Annotated in this window: 23 protein-coding genes; 2 read left to right on the forward strand and 21 right to left on the reverse strand. The window is 64.5% G+C overall.

Annotation, left to right across the window (positions count from 1 at the left end):
• Nucleotides 1-607: 607 nt before the first annotated feature.
• Nucleotides 608-1,291: a pyridoxamine 5'-phosphate oxidase family protein gene (locus CH290_RS02495; protein ID WP_019667291.1), complete on the reverse strand. Its 684-nt coding sequence runs from the start codon at nucleotides 1,289-1,291 to the stop codon at nucleotides 608-610.
• An 88-nt stretch (nucleotides 1,292-1,379) separates the two neighbouring features.
• On the opposite strand from CH290_RS02495, the gene pdxR reads away from it, so the two are divergent.
• Nucleotides 1,380-2,768, forward strand: coding sequence for a MocR-like pyridoxine biosynthesis transcription factor PdxR (pdxR, locus tag CH290_RS02500; RefSeq protein WP_230621094.1), 1,389 nt, complete (start codon nucleotides 1,380-1,382; stop codon nucleotides 2,766-2,768).
• Here the strand turns inward: pdxR and murA are convergent.
• On the reverse strand, nucleotides 2,761-4,014 hold the full coding sequence (gene murA, locus CH290_RS02505; protein WP_026348160.1) for a UDP-N-acetylglucosamine 1-carboxyvinyltransferase: 1,254 nt from the start codon (nucleotides 4,012-4,014) through the stop codon (nucleotides 2,761-2,763). The genes pdxR and murA overlap by 8 nt on opposite strands.
• A 55-nt stretch (nucleotides 4,015-4,069) precedes the next feature.
• Here murA and CH290_RS02510 point away from each other — a divergent pair, with 55 nt between their 5' ends.
• Nucleotides 4,070-4,654 (forward strand): cob(I)yrinic acid a,c-diamide adenosyltransferase, encoded by a 585-nt coding sequence (locus tag CH290_RS02510; protein ID WP_019667288.1) that lies wholly within the window; start codon nucleotides 4,070-4,072, stop codon nucleotides 4,652-4,654.
• Between the two features lies 1 nt (nucleotide 4,655).
• Here CH290_RS02510 and CH290_RS02515 read toward each other — a convergent pair whose 3' ends face one another.
• The 19 genes from CH290_RS02515 to thrB form a co-directional block, all read right to left on the reverse strand.
• On the reverse strand, nucleotides 4,656-5,093 hold the full coding sequence (locus CH290_RS02515) for a DUF2550 domain-containing protein (RefSeq protein WP_026348159.1): 438 nt from the start codon (nucleotides 5,091-5,093) through the stop codon (nucleotides 4,656-4,658).
• Nucleotides 5,094-5,125: 32 nt separating this feature from the next.
• The gene (locus tag CH290_RS02520) at nucleotides 5,126-5,485 is read right to left on the reverse strand and encodes a F0F1 ATP synthase subunit epsilon (protein WP_019667286.1); all 360 of its coding nucleotides are present in this window, start codon (nucleotides 5,483-5,485) and stop codon (nucleotides 5,126-5,128) included.
• Between the two features lie 30 nt (nucleotides 5,486-5,515).
• On the reverse strand, nucleotides 5,516-6,964 hold the full coding sequence (atpD, locus tag CH290_RS02525) for a F0F1 ATP synthase subunit beta (protein ID WP_019667285.1): 1,449 nt from the start codon (nucleotides 6,962-6,964) through the stop codon (nucleotides 5,516-5,518).
• A 3-nt stretch (nucleotides 6,965-6,967) separates the two neighbouring features.
• Complete coding sequence (locus tag CH290_RS02530; RefSeq protein ID WP_019667284.1) at nucleotides 6,968-7,942, reverse strand: F0F1 ATP synthase subunit gamma; 975 nt, start codon at nucleotides 7,940-7,942, stop codon at nucleotides 6,968-6,970.
• A 55-nt stretch (nucleotides 7,943-7,997) separates the two neighbouring features.
• Nucleotides 7,998-9,641: a F0F1 ATP synthase subunit alpha gene (gene atpA / locus CH290_RS02535; protein WP_019667283.1), complete on the reverse strand. Its 1,644-nt coding sequence runs from the start codon at nucleotides 9,639-9,641 to the stop codon at nucleotides 7,998-8,000.
• A 91-nt stretch (nucleotides 9,642-9,732) separates the two neighbouring features.
• Entirely contained in the window at nucleotides 9,733-10,554 is an 822-nt protein-coding gene (locus CH290_RS02540; protein ID WP_019667282.1) for a F0F1 ATP synthase subunit delta, read from the reverse strand.
• A 7-nt stretch (nucleotides 10,555-10,561) separates the two neighbouring features.
• Nucleotides 10,562-11,125, reverse strand: coding sequence for a F0F1 ATP synthase subunit B (locus CH290_RS02545; RefSeq protein ID WP_019667281.1), 564 nt, complete (start codon nucleotides 11,123-11,125; stop codon nucleotides 10,562-10,564).
• Between the two features lie 6 nt (nucleotides 11,126-11,131).
• Nucleotides 11,132-11,383, reverse strand: coding sequence for an ATP synthase F0 subunit C (locus CH290_RS02550; protein WP_019667280.1), 252 nt, complete (start codon nucleotides 11,381-11,383; stop codon nucleotides 11,132-11,134).
• A 93-nt stretch (nucleotides 11,384-11,476) separates the two neighbouring features.
• Nucleotides 11,477-12,253 carry a F0F1 ATP synthase subunit A gene (gene atpB / locus CH290_RS02555; RefSeq protein WP_495677178.1) on the reverse strand — a complete coding sequence of 259 codons (777 nt, stop codon included), beginning with the start codon at nucleotides 12,251-12,253 and terminating at the stop codon, nucleotides 11,477-11,479.
• 357 nt (nucleotides 12,254-12,610) lie between these two features.
• Nucleotides 12,611-13,051, reverse strand: a complete 441-nt coding sequence (locus tag CH290_RS02565; RefSeq protein WP_019667277.1) for a Cg1360 family ATP-synthase-associated protein — start codon at nucleotides 13,049-13,051, stop codon at nucleotides 12,611-12,613.
• 31 nt (nucleotides 13,052-13,082) lie between these two features.
• On the reverse strand, nucleotides 13,083-14,297 hold the full coding sequence (locus CH290_RS02570; protein WP_019667276.1) for a glycosyltransferase family 4 protein: 1,215 nt from the start codon (nucleotides 14,295-14,297) through the stop codon (nucleotides 13,083-13,085).
• Nucleotides 14,294-15,577 carry a serine hydroxymethyltransferase gene (gene glyA, locus CH290_RS02575; RefSeq protein WP_019667275.1) on the reverse strand — a complete coding sequence of 428 codons (1,284 nt, stop codon included), beginning with the start codon at nucleotides 15,575-15,577 and terminating at the stop codon, nucleotides 14,294-14,296. The genes CH290_RS02570 and glyA overlap by 4 nt, the downstream gene beginning before the upstream one ends.
• The gene (locus tag CH290_RS02580; RefSeq protein ID WP_027499063.1) at nucleotides 15,574-16,239 is read right to left on the reverse strand and encodes an L-threonylcarbamoyladenylate synthase; all 666 of its coding nucleotides are present in this window, start codon (nucleotides 16,237-16,239) and stop codon (nucleotides 15,574-15,576) included. The genes glyA and CH290_RS02580 overlap by 4 nt, the downstream gene beginning before the upstream one ends.
• An 85-nt stretch (nucleotides 16,240-16,324) precedes the next feature.
• The gene (gene prmC / locus CH290_RS02585; protein WP_026348157.1) at nucleotides 16,325-17,209 is read right to left on the reverse strand and encodes a peptide chain release factor N(5)-glutamine methyltransferase; all 885 of its coding nucleotides are present in this window, start codon (nucleotides 17,207-17,209) and stop codon (nucleotides 16,325-16,327) included.
• Nucleotides 17,210-17,250: 41 nt separating this feature from the next.
• The gene (locus CH290_RS02590) at nucleotides 17,251-17,991 is read right to left on the reverse strand and encodes an SHOCT domain-containing protein (protein ID WP_033190370.1); all 741 of its coding nucleotides are present in this window, start codon (nucleotides 17,989-17,991) and stop codon (nucleotides 17,251-17,253) included.
• Between the two features lie 61 nt (nucleotides 17,992-18,052).
• A complete protein-coding gene (prfA, locus tag CH290_RS02595) occupies nucleotides 18,053-19,132 on the reverse strand; it encodes a peptide chain release factor 1 (RefSeq protein WP_019667271.1) in 1,080 nt (359 codons plus the stop codon).
• 95 nt (nucleotides 19,133-19,227) lie between these two features.
• The gene (rpmE, locus tag CH290_RS02600; RefSeq protein ID WP_019667270.1) at nucleotides 19,228-19,461 is read right to left on the reverse strand and encodes a 50S ribosomal protein L31; all 234 of its coding nucleotides are present in this window, start codon (nucleotides 19,459-19,461) and stop codon (nucleotides 19,228-19,230) included.
• A gap of 201 nt (nucleotides 19,462-19,662) precedes the next feature.
• Nucleotides 19,663-21,717 carry a transcription termination factor Rho gene (rho, locus tag CH290_RS02605; protein WP_033190369.1) on the reverse strand — a complete coding sequence of 685 codons (2,055 nt, stop codon included), beginning with the start codon at nucleotides 21,715-21,717 and terminating at the stop codon, nucleotides 19,663-19,665.
• A gap of 415 nt (nucleotides 21,718-22,132) precedes the next feature.
• A complete protein-coding gene (gene thrB, locus CH290_RS02610) occupies nucleotides 22,133-23,059 on the reverse strand; it encodes a homoserine kinase (protein ID WP_019667268.1) in 927 nt (308 codons plus the stop codon).
• Nucleotides 23,060-23,067: the final 8 nt, after the last annotated feature.

A 23,067-nucleotide genomic window follows, 5' to 3' on the forward strand; every position in this document is an offset into this window, starting at 1 on the left:
CGTTCGTCCTGAGCCAGGATCAAACTCTCCGTAAAAGACTTGCAATCCCACCATCCCCCAAAAGAAGACAGTGCAATCAGTCAAATGACATCAAGTCCAAATCACTAGCAAAAAAACTCAACTAGCACTACAAAAAATCCTCTCACCCCAGACGGGAAGAATGAAGCAAGAAGATGTCACACCCACACCCCAAAAGGCATGAGCACCAAAAACATTCGGCACTGACATTCATCGACACACTGTTGAGTTCTCAAAGAACACGCACACACCGAACAGCCAGGAAACCGTAGCTTCAGGGTGTTTGGGGCAACTTCTCCAGCCTATCCCAGCTTGGTCTCGGATGCAAGCTCCGACTCTTGGTGGGTAGAACTGGAATTTCATGTTCCGTCAGGCTCCGACGTCCAACCTCGTGTCCGGGACCGTGTAGGCCCTGGTCGGTGTCCGTGTCGCTCTGACTCGACAAAAGTTACGCGAGCAGAATCCGTCGCGCAAATCGCCAGGTCGAGGAAATCCTGGACAACATTTCCGCAGGTAGCTCGCTCGTCACGACGAACTCGAAAGCGCCTCGTCGCAAAATTCGTGAATGTGACGCCGGACATAGACGCGTTCAGAATTGTCGAACGAGGGCCAGAACATGCTCGGGCACAGGGATTCTCACGTCCACGTCCGCCGCCCGAGTCGGCTCGGCGAAGTCGTCGCGCACGGGAACGACGCCTGCCCACACTCCACCCGCGTCGACATCTCGCTCGTCGTCCACCGGGTCTCCGGTCCGCGCCTTCACCGATGCCTCGTGGAGCGGGAGGGCGAGCACCACCGTTGCCGCCAACTCTTTCCGCGTGTGCGCACGAAGATGCTCACTGCGCCCGTCCACCACCTGATCGACGATCGCCGCAAGTGCGCGCACGCGTTCCTCGTCGTCGCCAACCAATCGCGGCCGGCCGTACACGACGGCGCTTCGGTAGTTCATGGAGTGATGGAACGCCGACCTCGCCAGAACCAGGCCGTCGAGCACGGTGACGGTCACGCAGATCTCCCCATTCGGCGCATCGACCAAGCTGCGAGCGGCCACCGATCCGTGCACGTACAGAGTGCCGCCGGGATCGGGACCGTCATGATCGACCGCGAACACAGTAGGAAGAACGCGCACGCTCCCGTCGACCACCACGCCGAGGTGGCATATCCGCGCGGTGGCCAGCACGTCCGCCAGGTCCGAGCGATCGGTTCGTGCTCGGACTCTGCCTCGCCTGATGGTGGTGCGTTCGGTCGGCGACAAATCGGCTTCGGTACTCATACTGTCGATCCTCGGTCATGATTGGCCTACTGTCATGATCCAATCAACTCGATTTCCAATAGACCACTTGGAGGCGAGCATGCTGCCGATGTCCCTGATCGTCTCGGTCGACCGGACGGATCCCCGCACGCTGCCGGTGCAGATCGCGGACGGGATACGCGCGGCCATAGACTCCGCTCGTATCGAACCGAACACCCGATTGCCAAGTAGCAGAGCGCTTTCGGTCGAGCTCGAAGTCGCTCGGGGCGTGGTGGAGAGCGCCTACGATCAACTGACCGCGGAGGGGTGGCTACAACCGCGCGCAGGATCGGGAACGTTCGTGCGCCGCCTCAGCGGCGTCACCACACCGACGCGGCCGTCGACCACATCCCGTACCGCCGGAACCACGGAAACCCTAGGCCGTATTCGACTTGCCACCGGAACACCGTGGGTGCCCCCGAGCTCGGCGGCGTGGAAGCGAGCGTGGCGGGACGTCAGCGCAGTCCCGCAACCGCAGGAATACCCGGACCCTCGCGGTGACCACCGACTCCGAGCCGCCCTTGCAGACCTACTGGGCCGCGCGCGTGGGCTTCACACGTCAGCCGAATCCATAGTGGTCACCACGGGGAGCATGCACGGGATGAGCCTGGCCCTGGCCGCACTGTCGACCGAAGACGGCACTTCACGTCCGGTCCTGGCACACGAGAACCCGGGCTACCGGGTCGCGACCACAGCCGCACGACGCTGGGGGTGGTCCGTCTTCGACGTTCCCGTCGACCTCGACGGAATTGTCACCGAACGTCTGGACATGACGCCACGGACCACACGCGCGGTGTACGTCACTCCGTCTCACCAGTACCCCACCGGCGGCCTCCTTACCGTCGGCCGCCGTCGCGCCCTCGCATCGTACGCACGATCACGCGACGCGATGATCATCGAAGACGACTACGATTCCGAATTCCGTTACGACGTAGCACCTTTGCCTACCATCGCGGAGCTGGCGCCCGACCGCACCGTCTATCTCGGAACGGTGGCGAAGACCCTGGGCGGGGGTATCAGACTCGGTTGGCTCGTTGCCCCGCCCGATGTCGTCGAACTCATCGCACACGTTCGCACCGACCTCGGCGACTATCCCTCCACACCGGTCCAACACGCGATGCTCTCGCTGCTACGCGACGGCGAGTGGGACAGAACTGTGCGTGCTGCCCGCCGCGTCTATCGGCAACGCGACAGACTGGTCGCCGCTGCTCTGGCGCCCTTCGGTGAACTTCGTGGTGTCGGCGCTGGAATGCACACCACACTCCTGCTCGACGCCACGATCGCGGTCGCCGTGGCAGAACGAGCGGCAGCGGCCGGCGTCGATGTCGACACTCTCGCTGGATCCACACGTTCCCCGTCGCCCGTCACCGGACTGATCGTCGGATACGGATCGGTGTCCGACGACGAACTGGCCTACGGACTCGACGTACTGGTCGACGCGCTGACGTCCGTCAGCTGACTCGCTCGATGCTTCCGCCGAGCTCCGTCAGGTTCTCCACGAACCTCGGGTAACCCCGATCGATGTGGTAAACGTCGTGCACCTCGGTGACCCCGTCGGCGCACAGTCCTGCGAGTACCAGTCCTGCACCCGCCCTGATGTCGGACGACCACACGGGTGCACTCGACAACTGGGCTACGCCACGGACCACCGCGTGGTGACCGTCGGTACGGGCGTCGGCGCCGAGTCGGATCATCTCCTCGACGAACCGGAAGCGCGCTTCGAACACGTTCTCGGTGATCATCGACGTTCCGTTCGCCACCGCCGCGAGGCCGATCGCCATCGGCTGCAGATCGGTGGGAAAACCGGGGAACGGCAACGTCGCGAAGTTCACGGCGGTCGGCCGCTCGCGCTGGACCACGCGGAACCCGTCGGCCTCCGACGTCACCTCCGAACCCGCAAGCCTCAGCTTGTCCAACACGAGTGACAGATGCTTGGGGTTGACGCCTCGAACTCGCACGTCGCCCCGCGTCATGGCGGCAGCGATTCCCCACGTCGCAGCGACGATACGGTCACCGATCACCTTGTGCGTGGTGGGCTTCAACGACTCGACGCCCCTGATGGTCAACGTGGAGGTGCCGGCGCCGCTGACCTGCGCCCCCATCTCGTTGAGCATGTTGCACACGTCGACGATGTCGGGTTCACGCGCAGCGTTGTCGATGACGGTGTCGCCCTTGGCGAGCACTGCTGCCATCAGGATGTTCTCCGTCGCGCCGACCGACGGGAAAGCAAGACGGATGTTGGCGCCCCGAAGTTCCTCGGCCTCCGCCACGACGCAGCCGTGCTGGATCTCGCTGTGCGCACCGAGCAGGCGCAGTCCCGACTGGTGCATGTCCAACGGACGAGACCCGATTGCGTCACCACCGGGAAGCGCCACCACCGCTCGTTTGCACCGGGCGACGAGCGGACCGAGGACACAGACCGATGCTCGGAACTGCGTGACGGCCGGGAAATCTGCATGGTGCTTGGGTTCCGCCGGCGTGGTGATGTGCACGACGTCGCCTTCCAGCACGACCTCGCACCCCAATCCGCGGAGGACCTCGGCCATCAACGGCACGTCGAGGATGTCGGGGCAGTTGGTGATGGTGCTCGTGCCCTCGGCGAGCAGCGCTGCCGCCATCAACTTGAGCACGCTGTTCTTCGCGCCGCCGACCGACACCTCACCGACGAGCCGGTTACCACCGGAGACCAAAAAGCGTTCACTCACAGTTCGACAGCGTAGCCAGGGTTCGGTCGCCCCATCCGGGCGGTACCGTAGCGCCATGGCTGTGCACCTGACTCGGATCTACACCCGCACCGGTGACGACGGAACCACCGGTCTCAGCGACTTCTCGCGGGTCGGGAAGAACGATCCGCGGCTCGTTGCCTACGCGGACTGCGACGAGACCAACGCGAGCCTCGGAGTCGTTCTGGCACTGGGCAATCCGTCGGAGAAGGTCGTCTCGGTCATTCGAACGATTCAAAGCGATCTGTTCGACGCCGGAGCCGATCTCTCGACACCCGTCGTCGCAGACCCCGAGTATCCACCCCTACGCATCGATCAGTCCTACGTCGACCGGCTCGAAGGATGGTGCGACGAGTTCAACGAAGGCCTGAAGGCGCTCGACTCGTTCATTCTTCCCGGCGGCACTCCCCTGGCGGCGCTGCTGCACACCTCCCGAACCGTGGCGCGTCGAGCAGAGCGCTCGGCATGGGCCGCGGTGGACGCCAACCCCGAGAACACGAGCGTCCTACCGGCGAAGTACTTGAACAGGCTCTCCGACCTGCTGTTCATCCTGAGCAGGTACGCGAACCCCGAAGGTGACGTGAAATGGGTGCCGGGAGCATCACGCTCCACCGACACGTAGATCAGGCGGCGGGCCGACCCCGCCGAGAACGGCCGGACGGACGCGATTCCAGCCACGACATGAATGCGGTGAGCGCACCGCGGTCGAGAGCGATCTCGTAGCCCAGGCCCTGATCGGTCAGCTCGAGAATCGCGATCTCGTCGGACATGATGTCGAACTCGTCGTTGCGTGGGGTGCGCCGCTCCCCGACCTCGATGCCCTGACGGCTCATCCGGTGGTCCGGGCCGGGCCGCAGGCTCGACAGCTTGAAGAACACCAGGGTGTTGTCTCCGTACCGGATGACCCCGTGCCGCCAACCGCTTCCACCCGCAGCGGGCGTCATGCGCAGAATGGCAGCCGTTCCACCGCGACGAAGAATGGTGAGACGGTACAGAAAAGCCGCGACGAGGCCTGCGAGCAGCACAACCAGAATGATCAGAACGATCACTCCCATGTGCATCACAGAACCTCGTCGCGGCTTTCTCTTGGAACCTAGGCCCGCTCGACGGCGCGAATTCGGCCCTTCGCCACAGCGAGGGCTTCCTTGTCGTCGCCGCCGGCGTCGAGGACCGAACGGGCTGCGTCGACGTCGATGTCCTGAGCGAAGTCCGCGGACTCCGCCAGGACCGTGACGGTCTTACCCGTCACGGACAGGAACCCACCGTGAACCGCAGCAACGATCTTCTCGCCGTCGGTCGTCGTGATGGACACCGTGCCTGCCTCGACGAGCTGGCCGAGCACTGGCTCGTGGCCGGCCATGATGCCGATCTCGCCCTCGGTCGTCTGAGCACTGACCAGAGTTGCGTTGCCGGACCACAACTCGCGCTCGACCGCGACGAGAGCGACCTCCATGCCGGAGCTTTCCGCAGAAGTCACGTCGGGCTACTTTCCGGCGATCTTCTTGGCTGCAGCCTCGACGTCGTCGAGTCCACCGCAGCTGTTGAATGCCTGCTCGGGAAGGTGGTCGTACTCGCCCTTGGTGACCTTGTCGAACGCCTCGATGGTGTCCGAGAGGGACACGACCGAGCCGGCCTCACCGGTGAACTTCTCGGCGACGATGAAGTTCTGTCCGAGGAACTTCTGGAGGCGACGTGCGCGACCGACCAGAACCTTGTCCTCTTCCTGAAGCTCGTCCATACCGAGGATGGCGATGATGTCCTGCAGTTCCTTGTACTTCTGCAGGATCCGCTTGACCTCGTTGGCGACGCGGAAGTGCTCCGCACCGACGATGCCCGGCTCGAGGATTCGCGACGTCGAGCTGAGCGGGTCCACAGCGGGGTAGATACCCATCTGCGAAATCGGACGCGACAGCTCGGTCGTTGCGTCGAGGTGGGCGAACGTCGTCGCAGGTGCCGGGTCGGTGTAGTCGTCGGCGGGAACGTAGATCGCCTGCAGCGAGGTGATCGAGCGTCCACGGGTCGAGGTGATGCGCTCCTGGAGCTCACCCATCTCGTCCGCCAGCGTCGGCTGGTAACCCACGGCAGAAGGCATACGTCCCAGCAGGGTCGACACCTCGGAACCTGCCTGCGTGAAACGGAAGATGTTGTCGATGAACAGCAGCACGTCCTGGCCCTGAACATCGCGGAAGTACTCCGCCATGGTCAGTGCGGACAGGGCGACGCGCATACGCGTGCCCGGCGGCTCGTCCATCTGGCCGAAGACGAGGGCGGTGTCCTGGAGGACGCCCATCTCTTCCATCTCGAGGTGGAGGTCGGTTCCCTCACGGGTGCGCTCACCGACGCCGGCGAACACCGACGTACCGGAGAACTCACGCGCGATACGGGTGATCATCTCCTGGATCAGAACGGTCTTGCCGACACCGGCGCCACCGAACAGACCGATCTTTCCACCCTTCACGTACGGGGTGAGGAGGTCGATGACCTTGATGCCGGTCTCGAGGATCTCCGTCTTGCCCTCGAGCTGATCGAAGGCTGGTGGCTTGCGGTGGATGCCCCACTGCTCGCCGTCGCGTCCGAGGCCCGGGCTGTCGAGGCAGTCACCGAGGGCGTTGAACACGTGGCCCTTGACGACGTCGCCGACGGGCACCGAGATCGGCTTGCCGGAGTCGGACACCGAGGCGCCACGGACCAGACCGTCGGTCGGCTGCATCGAGATGGTGCGGACCAGGTTGTCACCGAGGTGCTGTGCAACCTCGAGTGTCAGGGTCTTCGCCACCGTCGGCAGCGTGATCTCTGCGTGGAGTGCGTTGAACAGGGCGGGGATGGAGCCGCGCGGGAACTCGACGTCCACAACGGGGCCGATGACCCGAACGACACGGCCGGACTGAGTGTCCGCTCCGCTCGCGTTCTCTTGGGCTACTGCTGCGGTCATTGCTTAGTCACTTCCTGCGCTGTCAGCCAACGCGTTTGCGCCACCAACGATTTCGCTGATTTCCTGGGTGATCTGGGCTTGCCGAGCCTGGTTCGCCTGACGGCTCAAGGTCTCGACCAATTCGTTCGCGTTGTCCGTGGCCGCCTTCATGGCAGTACGGCGCGCGGCCGACTCGGATGCAGCCGCATCGAGCAACGAGGAGTAGACCCTCGTGCTGATGTACTTCGGCAGCAGAGCCGACAGGAGAGTTCCGGCTTCGGGCTCGAAATCGTACTGAGCCTGAACCTCGGACGCCGACGGGGAATCGGTCAGAGCATCCGCGCCCAGCTCGATTTCCTCGTCCGTGTACGACACCTCGAGCGGAGCCATACGCCGGACCTCGGGCTTTTGCGTCAGCATCGACACGAACCGCGTGTAGACGATGTGCAGTTCGTCGACGCCCTCGACGGTGCCTTCACCGTTGGGAGCCTCGACCTCGGAGCCCGAACCCGCCATGAACAGCTCGACCAGGTGCTTGCTCGCCTTGGCTGCATCCGCGTAACCGGGCTCCTGCGAGAAGCCGGTCCACGCGCCCTTCACGTCGCGCTGACGGAAGGTGTAGTAGCCGAGGCCCTTTGCGCCGAGCACGTAGATGACCGGATCCTTGCCCTCCTTGCGCAGAAGCTGGAACAGCTCCTCCGCTTCCTTGAGGACGTTGGAGTTGTAGCCACCGCACATGCCGCGGTCACTGGTGACGACCAGAACTGCTGCGCGCTTGGGCTCGTCACGCTCGTTCAGCAGCGGGTGGTCGAGCGAACCCGACGCACTGGCCAGCGCGGAGAGGACCTTGGTGATCTCCTCCGCGTACGGCTTCGACGCTGCCACGCGCGCCTGCGCCTTGGTGATTCGCGACGTCGCGATCAGCTCTTGAGCCTTGGTGATCTTCTTCGTCGAGTTGACCGACTTGATCCGGGAACGTAGCTCGAGAATGCTTGCCATCTAGCTGTTCACGCTCCCTTCTCTGCTCGTAAAGACACTTGGCATCTCGTAAGACCTACTTACTGACTGTCTTGCGAGTGACGTTGACCTGCTCCTGGCTGACCTCGTCGGGGTTCAGCGTGTCCGCCTCAGCCTCGTTGACGACGCGGTTGCCCTCGGAGTCGAGGAACCCTGCCTTGAACTTCTCGGTTGCCTCGAGCAGCGACTTCTGAGCGTCGTCGTCGAGAGCCTTGCCGCCGGCGATGCTGTCGTAGACGCCGCTCGCGTTGCGATGCAGGTCCTCGAGCAGCTCGCTCTCGAAGCGACGGACGTCGCCGACGGGAACGGAGTCGTACGTGCCCTGACCGGCGAGCCAGATCGAGACGATCTGATCCTCGACGGCGACCGGTGCGTACTGGTCCTGCTTGAGGAGCTCGACGAGGCGAGCACCGCGGTCCAGCTGAGCCTTCGATGCAGCATCCAGGTCCGACGCGAACGCCGAGAATGCTTCCAGCTCACGGAACTGAGCGAGCTCGAGACGAAGCGAACCGGAGACCTTCTTCATGCCCTTGGTCTGCGCAGCGCCACCGACTCGGGACACCGAGATACCGACGTTGATCGCGGGACGAACACCCTTGTTGAAGAGGTCCGACTCGAGGAAGACCTGTCCGTCGGTGATCGAGATGACGTTGGTCGGGATGTATGCCGAGACGTCGTTGGCCTTGGTCTCGATGATCGGCAGCGCCGTCAGCGATCCACCGCCGAGCTCGTCGGACAGCTTCGCCGAACGCTCGAGCAGACGAGAGTGCAAGTAGAAGACGTCACCGGGGTATGCCTCGCGGCCCGGCGGGCGACGCAGCAGAAGCGAGATGGCGCGGTAAGCCTCGGCCTGCTTGGTCAGGTCGTCGAACACGATGAGGACGTGCTTGCCCTGGTACATCCAGTGCTGGCCGATGGCCGAACCGGTGTACGGAGCGAGCCACTTGAAGCCGGCCGAATCGGATGCGGGAGCCGCGACGATGGTCGTGTACTCGAGTGCACCCTGCTCTTCGAGCGCAGCCTTGACGCCTGCGATCGTGGAGCCCTTCTGACCGATGGCGACGTAGATGCAGCGAACCTGCTTCTTCTCGTCTCCGGACTCCCAGTTGGCCTTCTGGTTGAGGATGGCGTCGATGCAGACGGCGGTCTTGCCCGTCTTGCGGTCACCGATGACGAGCTGGCGCTGTCCGCGACCGATCGGCGTCATGGCGTCGATGGCCTTGATGCCGGTCTGCAGCGGCTCTTCCACCGGCTGGCGCTCGAGCACGGACGCAGCCTGCAGTTCGAGGGCGCGGTTCTCGCTGGACTCGATGTCGCCGAGGCCGTCGATGGGCTGGCCGAGTGGGTTGACGACGCGGCCGAGGTAGCCGTCGCCGACCGGCACGGACAGAACGTCGCCGGTGCGCTTGACTTCCTGGCCTTCTTCGATGTGCTCGTAGTCACCGAGGATGACGGCACCGATTTCGGTGGCATCCAGGTTGAGCGCCACACCGAGAACGCCACCGGGGAATTCCAGCAGCTCGTTGGACATCGCCGACGGCAGTCCGGACACGTGAGCGATACCGTCGCTCGTGTCGGTAACCGTGCCGACCTCCTCGCGAGAGGACTCCGGTGAGTAGCTCGCGGTGAAGTTCTCGATCGCGCTACGGATCTCGTCGGAGGAGATCGTCAGCTCCGCCATATTTTTTCCTGCTCTTCCTTCAATGTTCGCGGTGTGAAGGGCTTCGAAGGTTCGAAACGCTTCTTCGTAAGAAGTGGTGTCCGCTCGCGGACTACTTGAGGGTCTTTCGTAGTGCGGCGAGACGACCCGCCCCGCTGCCGTCGATGACCTCGTCGCCGACCCGGACCACCAGTCCGCTGAGCAGTTCGGCATCGACCTCGACATGCACGGTGACCGGCTTGCCGTAGGTGCGTGTGAGTGTCGCGGTCAGCTTCTCGAGCTGGCTGGCGCTGAGCGGAGCAGCACTCCGCACGTGTGCGACAGCCCGATCGCGAACCTGTGCCGCCAAGCCTGCAAGCGCATCGAGTGCGTCCGCAGGTGCCGTCTTGCGCAGGCGGCTGACCGTCTGGATTGCCAGGGCTTCGGTCACCGCGGTGACCTTGCCGTACAGCAACCGGCCCAGTAGCTCACGCTTCGCCTGAACCGGCTTGCCGAGATCCGACAATGCCTGTTCCAGCTGAGGATTCGCGGCGACGATGCGACCGAGGCGGAACAATTCGTCCTCGACCGTGTCGAGCTGATCCTGATCGGCCGCGGCGCGAAGCAGTGCTTCCCGACCCAGTTCGACCAGAGAGTTCAGCAGGTCCGACGCCTTGGACCAGTTGTCCGCGACGGCGGACTTCAGGATCTGCGCCGTGGTGGCGGAGACCTGACCGGCGAACACTTCCTCCGCGAGCGCGCTGCGACGTTCGGCAGAGACCGAAGCGTCGGCCAGCGCAGTACGCAACGTGCGCTGGCCGTCGAGGGCCTCCACGACTGCGAAGAGCTCTGCACCGGTCTGAGCAGCGACCGCTGTCGCGTCCCCCGCCTGTCCCAGTGCTTCGTTCGCAACCGAACGCGTGCGAGCGAGAGCCTCGCGAGAAGTTGCGTACATGGTTATCTCACTTTCCCGCTGCAGAGTCAGCGGTGACGGAGTCGAGTTCGCTCAGGAAGCGGTCGATCGAACCAGCGCGCTTGGCCTCGTCGGACAGCTGCTCTCCGATGACCTTCTCTGCGAGTTCGACTGCAGTGCGTCCCAGGTCGCCACGGAGTTCCGTCACGATCTGCTGGCGCTGCGCAGCGAGCTGGTTGTGGCCTGCAGCCACGATCCGGTCGCTTTCTTCCTGTGCCTTCGTCTTCATTTCGGCGAGGATGGCCTGGCCTTGAGTGCGCGCTTCCTCACGGATCTGCGCAGCCTCGGCGCGGGCGTCGGCAAGCTGCTTCTGGTACTGCTCGAGAGCAGCCTTGGCTTCTGCCTGAGCCTCTTCGGCCTTCTTGATGCCGCCTTCGATCAGATCGCTACGCTGCGCCAACACTTCCTGGAACTTCGGAAGGATGTACTTCCAGAAGACGAAGCCGATGACAGCGATGCAGACCGCAGACCAAACGATGTCGTATGTCGCGGGGAGGAGAGGATTGATGTCCTCGCCTTCCTCCGCGGCCAAGATCGCGATGTTGGTTGCCATAGTGGATTAACCGAACAGGAAGCCGGCGACGATACCGATCAGCGCGAGCGCTTCGGTGAACGCGATGCCGAGGAACATGTTGGTACGGATGGTGCCCTGAAGCTCAGGCTGGCGAGCGATGCCCTCGATAGCCTTTCCGACCACGATGCCTACACCGATGCCAGGTCCGATGGCAGCGAGGCCGTAACCGATTGCGCCGTAGCCGCCACCCGTGACGGTGGTTTCGGTGACTTCCTGTGCCAGGTACGCGAGGCTCATTTGATTTCCGTTCCCTTTCTGTTGCCCATCACCGGTCGGTGCGTGGGTCAGGTAGATCTTGGTCGTGCGGTCTAGTGAGAATCGGCGTGCAGATCAGTGCGAGTCTGCATGCAGGGCGAGATCGATGTACACCGCGGTCAGCAGTGCGAACACGTACGCCTGCAGACCGATGACGAGCATCTCGAACAGCGTGAAGCCGAAGCCCGCTGCAAGGGAGAACACGCCGAAAATCTTCATTCCCGCCGCGGCCTGGAAGAAGAAGAACTGAGTCGCGCTGAAGAACAGCACGAGCATGAGGTGGCCGGCCAGCATGTTCGCCATGAGACGAACGGTGAGCGTGAACGGACGGAGGATGAACGTCGAGATGAACTCGATCGGAATCAGAATGATGTGCAGTGCGGGCGGGACGTCCGGAACCACGACGCTGCTCTTGACGTACTTGAAGAATCCGTACTTCTTGATTCCCACGTAGTTGAACGTCACGTAGGCGATCAGTGCGAGCACGATCGGCATACCGATTCGAGCGTTCGGCGAGATGTTCAGGAACGGGATGATGCCCGACAGGTTCATGAACAGCACGGCGAAGAAAATCGTCATGATGATCGGCAGGAACCGCCTGCCCTGCTCCTTGCCGAGAATCTCGTCGGCGATCTGCACCTTGACGAAGTCCAGCATGTACTCGATGCAGTTCTGCAGACCACGCGGAACGACCTTCGGGCTGCGCATGGCCACTGCGAACAGCACGACCAACACGAGGGTCATCAGGATGCGGATCAGCATCAGCCGGTCGAGTTCGAAGGGTGTGCCCTCGAACAGCACAGCGGGAGGAAAGAAGTCGGATAGTGACGGCGGGTGGAACTCCGCAGCCAGGTTGGTGACGCTCAGCGGTCTCTCCCGTGTTCGGGCCGCAGACGCCAAAGGACTGCGGTTCGATCGGACATTGACGATCTATCAAGTCGACGAGATCGGCTCGAGGTCGTCAGCAGCTGAGGCCTGGTCTTGAAAGGCCAGCGTCTGTCGGGTGTCGGCGACTCACGTCGACTCGGTAACTTTGCGGCCGCGTCTGTAAGCAATTTCACGCAGCTTCGGTTACCTGCAAGGGCTGTTCTGCACGCCTTTTGTCCTATTAGCGGCAGTCCTACCCTTACTTGGTCGGAACTTTATCAACACAACTACGACGTTGTGTAGGTGGGGCTACTTCTTGACCGATTACGACTGGTCGTCGTACTACGCCTTGTCGGATTCAGGATCGTCGACGTAGGGGGCCTTCGTACGGACGACACCGTATACCTCCGCGCCGAGAACCAGAACCAGTGCGGCGATCACCACCCCGGCAAGAGCTTTTCTGTTGTAAAAATCCATGTCCTTCAGAACCGCGAGCACGACAACGGCGATAAGCATCTTCACGATCCAGCCACCGAGCAGCACCGCGCCTGCCATCGTCGGCGGAAACTTGGACGTCAGGGCGATGGACAGCGCCGTGGTGAGAATGAATCCCCCACCGAGTGCCGCACCGATGAGCGCACCCCACAAACCGGGAAGACCGGCGGCCACCGTGGCGACGACGGCTCCGAGAACCGTCAGCGCAAGGAGGCCGATGATTCCGTACCGAACCGCGGCTCGCATCGAGTCGGACTGATCGGGCACCGGAGAAGGAGAGAAGCTCACAGCCGCACAGACTACCCAGCCATGTCCGACTTCAGGCCCGACGGCCTCGTCCAGCGGACTTTCTGGTGCGCCTGCGCTGCCTGGCCATGTCGAGACGGATGCTCGGCACGGCCGTCACCACCAGTGCGAACACCAATCCGGCAGCAACCAGCAACACCACTATTCGACGGTCGATCAACGACGAGCCGACGGCGCCGAACGCGAGGACACCGACCCAGAGGTAGATCACCAACACCACGCGCCGGTGAGAGTGCCCGATCTGCAGCAAACGGTGGTGCAGGTGCATCTTGTCCGGACTGAACGGACTTCGGCCTGCGCGCGTCCGTCGGATCACCGCGAGAAGGAGATCGAGGATCGGGATGAACATCACCGCGCCGACCAGGAGCAACGGCGACAGCAGACCGAGGAGGTCGCGTGGGCCGTACGCGACGAGCGGGATTCTGCCCGACGCACTGGTCGCGACCGTCGCGAGCATCAGCCCGATCATCATGGACCCGGAGTCGCCCATGAAGATCCGCGCAGGCTGGAAATTGTGCGGAAGAAATCCCAGGCAGGCACCGGCCAACGTCGCCGCGATGATCGCCGGCGGATAGATACCGGTGTCGCCGCCCTGCTCGTGCAACAGTCCGACGGAGAAGACACAGATGGCGAGCGACGCGATCAACCCGAGCCCTGCCGCGAGGCCGTCCAGACCGTCGACGAAGTTCATGGCATTGACCATCACGACCGTCACCAGCACCGTCACCAGCCCGGCCTGAAGCTGATCGAGCACGAGAGTGCTACCGCCGTCCGGCCCCCAAGGCAGATAGACGATGTTCCAACTCACGCCCATCACGACGAGCACACCCGCCGCCGTCACCTGCCCGACGAATTTGGTGAGCGCGTCGAGGCCCCATCGGTCGTCGATGATCCCCACCGCCACGATGACGAAACCGGCGACGGCCGCAGCTCGGACGTCCTGGTTGTAGGCCGAGTCGAAACCACGTGCGAGAGCAGGCAGCTGCGACGCGAACAACAAGGCAACCAGCATCCCGAGGAACATTCCGGTTCCGCCGAGACGCGGCGTCGGCGTCACGTGCACGTCGCGGTCACGGGGAGCGGCGACGGCACCGAACTTGACGGCGAGCACCCGCACACCACCGGTCGCCAGGAAGGTCACCACCGCAGCCGTGAAGAACACCAGCAGGAGTTCGCGGATCGGAACGCCTGCGCCCTGGCCGGACTGAGCGAGAACCTCGACCGTCATATGCCGGGATACGCAGGCTTGCGTGCCACGAGGGTGGTGACCTCGTCCCTGACGGCGGCGAGTTCACGGTCACCGTTGGCGGTGCCTGCCTCGGCGCGCACCGCACGGGCCACGAGAGATCCGACCGCGTTCATGTCCGCCGCGTCGAACCCCTGTGTCGTCACAGCCGCGGAACCGACCCGGATGCCCGACGCCACCGCAGGCGGCGCGGGGTCGAACGGAATCGCGTTCTTGTTGAGGGTGATGCCGGCTGCGGCACATCGTGCTTCGGCGGTACGTCCGTCGATCCCCAGATGCTGGAGGTCGAACAGAATCAGATGTGTGTCCGTCCCTCCGGACACGGCACGCATCCCGGCGTCGGTCAAGGACGCGGACAGTGTCTGCGCGTTCGCGACGACCTGGGCTGCGTAGCGTGCATAGCTCTCGGTCTGCGCCTCGCCGAACGCGACGGCCTTGGCCGCGATCGTGTGCATCATCGGCCCGCCCTGGCCGAACGGGAACACAGCCTTGTCGATGGCGCGTGCGTGCTCCGCGCGGCACATCAACATTCCTCCGCGAGGCCCTCGCAGCACCTTGTGAGTGGTCGCGGACACCACGTCGGCGTACGGCACGGGCGAGGGAATTGCCTTGCCTGCCACCAGTCCGACGAAGTGCGCTGCGTCCACCCACAGGATGGCGCCCACCTCGTCGGCGATGGCTCTGAAGGCCGCGAAGTCGAGCTCACGCGAGTACGCCGTCGCCCCGGCGACGATGATGCGCGGGCGGTGGACCAACGCGAGTTCACGGACCTCGTCGTAATCGATCAGTTCCGTGTCTTTTCGCACGTGATACGGCACCGCGGTGAACCATCGGCCGGAGAAGTTGACCGTCGCCCCGTGGGTGAGGTGGCCGCCGTGCGGGAGGCTCATCGCCAGAATCGAGTCGCCCGGCTGCGCGAAGGCTGCATAGACCGCGAGGTTCGCCGAAGCGCCGGAATGAGGTTGCACGTTGACGTGATCCGCGCCGAACAGTGCCTTCGCTCGTTCGATCGCAATGGTCTCCGCACGATCGACGACCTCGCAGCCCCCGTAGTACCGCGCACCCGGGTAACCCTCGGCGTACTTGTTGGTCAGCACGCTCCCCTGCGCCGCGAGGACAGCAGGCGACGTCAGATTCTCACTCGCGATGAGCTGCAGACCGCCACGTTGACGGTCCAGCTCGTCCAGGACGATGCCCGCGATCTCGGGATCGGATGCCTCGAGCGCCGCGAAGTCGGGTCCGTGGAAACGCGGCTCGGTCATGTCGAACTCCCCTGCGTCAGGCTCTCCGCCGTCACTCCGAGCACCTCGGCGACGGCTTCGGTCGCGATGGCTCCGGCGCGCAGGATCCTCGGCTGCTCGGACGTGAGATCGACGATCGTCGACGCTTTCGCGTGCGCCGCAGGCCCGCCGTCGAGATACACCGCCGCAGATCCGCCGAGCTGATCGCGAGCTTCGACGACCGTCGTAGCCGGCGGTTGTCCGGAGATGTTCGCACTCGAGACGGCGAGCGGTCCGACTTCGCGGAGCAGTTCGAGCGCCACCGGGTGCAGCGGCATCCTGAGCATCACCGTGCCCTGCGCGTCACCGAGGTCCCAGGCAAGGGACGGTGCCTGCTGCACGACGAGGCTCAGTGCGCCCGGCCAGAAGGCCCGAATCAGATCTCTGGTGCGCGGCCTGACACTGCCGACCAGCCCGTCGATGGTGTTCCACGAACCCACGAGAACGGGGACCGGCATGTCGCGCCCACGGCCCTTGGCGCGGAGAAGGTCGGTGACCGCGCTGCCGTCGAATGCATCGGCCGCGAGGCCGTACAACGTGTCCGTCGGCATGACCACGAGGCGGCCGGATTTGAGTGCGCCTCTGGCTGCAGACAACCCTGCTGTTCGTGAATCGGCGTGCTGGCAGTCGTAGACGGTACTCACCCGTTCATCTTCTCACCTGTGCCTCCCGCGGTGCAGGACGCCTCTGCCGTGCGTCGCCTACCCGTCCGGCGGTAGCCGAGTGATGTCAGCTGTCTGCGGACACTGCCCGCGAGGCGACGACGAACCGGGGCCGTCCGGACAGGTCGGGATGCTCGACGACGTCGCCGAACACGCGGCGCTTCTCGAACAGCGCAGCCACGCGATCACCGTGAGAATCGTCGTGTTCGACGCCTACTCCCCCGCCGACGCGGAGCCACCGCGCGATGTTCTGGATCATCGGCTCGATCACCGACAGACCGTCGACACCTCCGAACAGGGCGAGATGCGGGTCGTGATCGATCACCTCGGGATCCAGCTCGGCGCCCTCCGGGATGTAGGGCGGATTGGCGACCACGACGTCGACGCGGCCGTCCAGCTCTCGTAGCAGTTCGCGGTCGGTGACATCGCCGTGGTGGAGGGTGATGGGTGTGTCTCCCCGCTCGGCCCGCAGGTCGGCGTTGCGTCTGGCCCACGCGAGAGCCGACGGGTCGAGTTCGACGGCGTGGACCTGAGCGTCGGGCCTGGCGTTGGCGAGCGCCAGCGCGAGTGCCCCCGATCCGGTACACAGATCGAGAATCACCGGCGGCTTGCGATCGACGCCCTCGAGGAATGCGAGCGCCCACCCGAGCAGCAGCTCCGTCTCCGGCCGCGGAACGAAAACCCCCGGTCCGACCTCGACGTCGATGTTGCCGAGCGCCGTCGTTCCGGTGATGTACTGCAACGGGATTCGCTTGGCACGCTGTTCGATGGTGCGGTTGTAGGCCTCGACCACCTCGGGTTCCACGAGAGGGACCAGCCCGAGCCGACCACGCTCGACTCCGACGAGATGAGACGCGAGGAGTTCCGCGTCCACCCGCGGGCTCGGAACACCGGCCGCTTCGAGTATCGCTGTTGCTTCGAGTATGGCCAGTCGAAGAGGTTTCCGGGTCACGGTTACAGCCTGCCACGTCCCGCCGGCCACCCACGCGACGGTCAGATTCGCTTCAGCCGCTCGGCCTTCTTCGAGAAGAACTCGTCGTCCGTCAGGATGCCTTTGCCGTGCAGTGCCGCCAACGCCTCGATGGCCGAAGTGATCTCGTCGAGATTCGTCGACGGTGGCGCTACCGGGCTCGTCGCCGGCGTGGGATCTGGTGCGGAACCGGAGATCGAATCGGCCGGCGCGGGATCCACCAGCGGAAGACTTGCCGCGGTGAACGTTCCGTACTGGCTGGTGAACTCCACCGAGCCTGGACTCCCGCCCTGCTGTTGCTGAACACCGCCGATGGAGTGGTCGAGAGTGTCGTACACCGACAACCGTCCACCGACCAGAACCGCGAGCCGCCGCGCAGCAGGAAAATACGCGTACTGCGAACCGTTCTGACCCCCGCTCGAACTGGGGCTTCCGAGGCCGCTCGGCCACCACTTCCCGCCGAAACCCTGGTTCGACTGCAGCGGCGGATAGATCTGGTGCGAGGCCAGAAGCTCGGACAGATCGCGGCACAGGCCGTCGACGCGAGCTTTGAGACCGTGATCGAACATGTTGCCGACCATCGTCATTCCGCCGCGCATCCACTGCCCGCCGCCACCGAGCTCGGGTATGTGGAACTGCGCCATCGATCCCCGGCCTGCATTCACGGCGTCGAGCATCGCCCGCACAGCGTCGGTGGATACTCCGTGGCGAGCGGCCAGGTCCGCCACGGCGTCCTCGCCGGTGGGTGTGAGCTGCTGATGCATCGGTTCCCCTTCGTGTGCCCGTGCGGTGTCGTGCAGCGGAACCTACGCGCTCACGACCACATCATTCTGCCTGCATCCGAGCGTCGCGGTCGGCCTTGCCCAGAGCGTCGAGGAGAGCGTCGAGCTCGCCGTCGAGCACCGCGTCGAGATTGTGAGACTTGAACCCGATCCGGTGATCGGTGATGCGGTTCTCTGGAAAGTTGTACGTGCGGATGCGTTCCGAGCGGTCGACGGTACGGACCTGGCTCGCCCGACCGGCCGCGGCTTCCTCGTCGGCAGCCTCTTCGGCTGCGGCCTGCAACCGCGCGGCGAGTACCTGCATCGCACGCGCCTTGTTCTGCAACTGCGACCGCTCGTTCTGGCAGGTGACGACGATGCCCGTCGGCAAGTGCGTGATGCGCACCGCGGAGTCCGTTGTGTTGACGCCCTGACCACCCTTGCCCGAGGACCGGTAGACGTCGATACGCAGGTCGGTCTCGTCGATCTGGACTTCCTCGACCTCGTCGGGCTCCGGATAGACGAGAATTCCGGCGGCCGACGTGTGCACTCGGCCCTGCGATTCGGTCACGGGAACGCGCTGCACGCGGTGGACTCCACCTTCGAACTTCAGCCGCGCCCAGACGCCGTCGAGCGGATCGCCTTTGGCTTTGATCGACAGGGTCGCGTCCTTGTAACCGCCGAGATCCGACACGTTCGCGTCGAGAATTTCGACGCGCCATCCGCGACGCTCGGCGTACCGGACGTACATCCGTGCGAGGTCCGCGGCGAACAGCGCTGATTCCTCGCCGCCCTCACCGGACTTGACCTCCATGACGATGTCGTCGCCGTCGTGCGGATCGCGCGGTGCGAGCAGATCGGCGAGCGTCTGTTCGAGCGACTCGACGGTGTGCTCGAGCTCCGGAATCTCGGCAGCGAAGGATGCGTCGTCGGCGGCGAGCTCACGAGCGGCAGCCAGATCGTCCGTGGCGGACATCAGCTTTCCGTGCACCGACATGATCGGCGCCAGCTCGGCGAAACGCTTGCCTGCCTTGCGCGCAGCGGACGGATCGTTGTGCAGAGCCGGATCGGCCAACTGCTGCTCGAGGCCTGAATGTTCGGCCAGAATGTCGTCGATGGCCGAAGGCTTCGTGGTCCTCGCCATGGTGTCGCTCCGCTCTGCTTCCCTGAAAAAGAATCGGTGGTGAAAAGCCGAACGCCCGCCCTGCAGACATCGCAGGACGGGCGTCGGGAGAGCAGCTAGCTGTCGGCTGCAGCCTTCTTGCCGGCGCGCTTTCCGTAGCGAGCCTCGAAGCGTGCAACGCGACCACCGGTGTCGAGGATCTTCTGCTTGCCCGTGTAGAACGGGTGGCACTGCGAGCACACCTCGACGTTGATGCGCTCTTTGTCGGTGGTGCTGCGCGTCTCGAAAGTATTTCCGCAACCGCACACGACCGTGGTCAGCGTGTAGTCGGGGTGAATTCCTGCCTTCATGGTGTCCCTTTCATATGGTCGCCGGGTCGACCTCGCCGTTCGAGGACGTGAACCGGAACCGGACTCGGCCGTTCAGTATGCCAGATATGCGATCCGACCTGCTAATCGCTCACCGACAGTGGCTTCAACACGAACCCCTGTCGGCTTGTTCCCCGCTGGGAGTACTTGTGTGTCCCAGGGGACACACAAGTACTCACGAGGTCAGTCGTCGAGCGCGCCGGGTGCCGTCTTCGACACCTGGATCAGGAACTCGATGTTGCTCTTGCTCTTCTTCAACCGGTCGATCAGCAGATCGATCGCCTGATGCGAATCGAGACCGGACAACACGCGACGCAGCTTGTGCAGCACCGCGGCTTCGTCGGAACTCAGCAGCAGTTCGTCCTTGCGGGTACCCGACGGGTTGACGTCGACCGCAGGGAACACACGACGCTCGGCGATCTTGCGATCGAGCTTGAGCTCCGCGTTACCGGTGCCCTTGAACTCCTCGAAGATCACCGTGTCGCCGGTCGAACCGGTCTCGACCATCGCCGTGGCGATGATGGTGAGCGATCCACCGTTCTCGATGTTGCGAGCAGCACCGAGGAAACGCTTCGGCGGGTAGAGGGCCGTGGAATCGACACCACCGGACAGGATCCGGCCCGACGCAGGTGAACTGTTGTTGTACGCACGACCCAGACGGGTGATGGAGTCGAGCAACACGACGACGTCCTGGCCGGCTTCCACGAGACGCTTCGCGCGCTCGATCGCGAGCTCGGCGACCGAGGTGTGATCGCCCGGCGGACGGTCGAACGTGGAGGCGATGACCTCACCGTTCACCGAACGCTGCATGTCGGTCACTTCCTCGGGACGCTCGTCGACCAGAACGACCATGAGGTAGCACTCGGGGTTGTTGACCGAGATCGCGTTGGCGATGGCCTGCAGAACGCTCGTCTTGCCTGCCTTCGGCGGGCTCACGATCAATGCACGCTGGCCCTTACCGATCGGCATGACCAGGTCGATGATGCGCGTGGTCAGGATGTTCGGCGTGGTCTCGAGCCGCAGACGCTGGTTCGGGTACAGCGGCGTGAGCTTGCCGAACTCGGGACGCTTGCGCGCGGCCTCGACGTCTCCGCCGTTGACCGTGTCCAGACGCACCAGTGGGTTGAACTTCTGACGCTGGTTCGACTGCTCACCCTCGCGGGCCACCCGGACGGCGCCGGTGATCGCGTCACCGCGACGAAGACCGTTCTTGCGCACCAGGTTCATCGACACGTACACGTCGTTCGGGCCCGCAAGGTAGCCGGACGTACGCACGAACGCGTAGTTGTCCAGGACATCCAGGATGCCCGCTACCGGCTGAAGAACATCGTCCTCGCGGATCTCGGGCTCGCGCTCGTTGCCACCACCGCCTTCGCCGCGGTCACGACCACGCCGACGCTCACGGAACCGACGGCCCCTGCGTCCGCGGCCGTCGCCGTCGTCCTCGGCGTTGTCCCGGTTGTCCCGGCCGTCACGCGGTCCGTTGCCGCGGTCTTCGGAACGGTTGTCGTTCTGGTTCTGATTGCGATTGCGGTTCCGGCCGTTCTCGCCGCGCGAGTTCTCCCGGTTGCCGTCACGGCTGTCCCGGTTGCCGTCACCACGGTTGTTGTCGCGGTTGCGGTCTCCGCGGCCACCCTCGGCGCGGTTGCCCTCGCCGTCCTGGCCTGCCGAATCACGACCGGGTGCGTCACCGCGCTGTGCGCGGGCACCGTCGTTGCTGTCGGCAGCGTTGCGGTTATCGGCAGCGTTGCGGTTGTCGGCAGCGTTGCGGTTCTCTCGGTCACCACGATCGGCGCGAGCGCGACGCGGTCGCGTCGATGAACCGGTGTCCGACGCCGGGGCATCGGGGGTCGATCCCGAGTCCTGCTGAGCGGCGTCCGAATCGACCGACTGCGAGGCAGTGTCGTCCAGCGGAAGCTGGTCGGGAGCGCCTGCTCGGCGGCCTGCGGTGCGTCGACCACGTGTCCGGCGGGGCGGCTCGGTCGACGCGTCGTCGGACGCGGGCGCATCTGCTGCGGCCGGGGCTTCGGCTGCAGGAGCCTCGGCAGCGGGAGCGGCGTCCTGCGCACGAGCCTTGTCGGCTGCGCCTCGCCTTGTTGCCTTGGGCGCCTCGGTCGTTGCCGACGCACCACCGCCCTGACGTGCAGAGATGGCGGCGATCAGATCGCCCTTGCGCATGCCGGAAATGCTTTTGATTCCGAGTTCGCCCGCGAGAGTACGCAGCTCGGTGAGCACCATTCCGGACAGGCCAGCTCCACGACGCGTCTTTTCGGGCGCAGAGATCAGTTCCGTATCGGTCACGGAGGTCCTTTCCTTCCCTCGCTCGCAGTCTGCGCAGCCAAGGGTTCGTTCCGCAGCTCGAATCTCTTTCGAGCACGGATATTGCCGTTCACGATCACGCCACTTCCGACGGACGACCGACCCGCAGCCGTGTGAGAACCACGGTGGGTCGAAGCCGGCGACTTCCGGTCACTCCGCAGGCTCCTCTCCAAGGACGACAGTCGGCTCGGGCGTGGAACCCCCCGAATGCGATGACGTGATTGCCCTGGCGAAAACCGGCGTCTGAAGCGCACGATGTACGGACGACCCTCAGGATAGCGTCGATCCTCTCGGTCGGCAAGAAGCACCTACCGGCGAGTCACGAAAGGTTTTCTCAGGATGTGCTGACGCCGTCGGCGACGTCGAGTTCCAGGACCCGGAGACCGTCGGCGACGGCTTTGTCCTTGAGGTCCTGCGGGAACGGTTCGGTGCAGAGAGCAAGGACCGTCGGTCCGGCACCGGACAGTACAGCCGCGATTCCCCTGGACCGAAGTGAAGCAATCAATTCCGTGGCACCCGGGAGCGCGCTCGCACGTTGCCCCTGATGCAGCATGTCCTCGGTCGCGGGAATGAGAAGGTCCGGACGCTGGGTGAGCGCGACGACGGCCAACGCGCCGCGGCTGACGTTGAACGCGGCGTCGCGATGCGGAACCAACTCGGGCAACAGGCCTCGCGTGTGCGATGTCGACGATCGCTCCGCGGGGACGAACGCCACCACGTGGATATCGGGGTGCACGGGCAGTCGCACCGCGGAGTACGTCCGCTGCGTGATGCTCGCGGGCTCGCTCCAGGAGACGACGGCACCGCCCAGGACGCTCGCCGACGCATTGTCCGGGTGACCTTCGAACTCGGATGCGAGCTGAACCAACTGGGCATCCGACAAGGCGAACGACGAGTCCAGTTTGGCCGCAAGACCGTTCGCTGCCGACAGTCCACCGACGACAGCGGACGCCGACGAGCCGAGCCCACGTGAATGCGGAATCACGTTGGTGCACACCACGTCCAAGCCATCAGCCCAGACACCGGCGGCTTCGAGGCCCCGTTCGATGGCACGGACGACGAGATGCGAAGGTCCCCACGGGACGTCGTCGGCACCTTCGCCCTCGACATGAATACTCAGACCCGACGCCGTGGTGGTGACCTTGATCTCGTCGTACAGCCCGAGGGCAATCCCCAAGGTGTCGAATCCGGGGCCGAGGTTGGCGCTCGACGCAGGAACCCGCGCCGTGACCGTCAAACCGTGCGGCAGTGTCGTCGTCATGGAACGAG

This window comes from Rhodococcus sp. 06-156-4, from assembly GCF_002259345.1.
Classification (GTDB): domain Bacteria; phylum Actinomycetota; class Actinomycetes; order Mycobacteriales; family Mycobacteriaceae; genus Rhodococcoides; species Rhodococcoides fascians_E.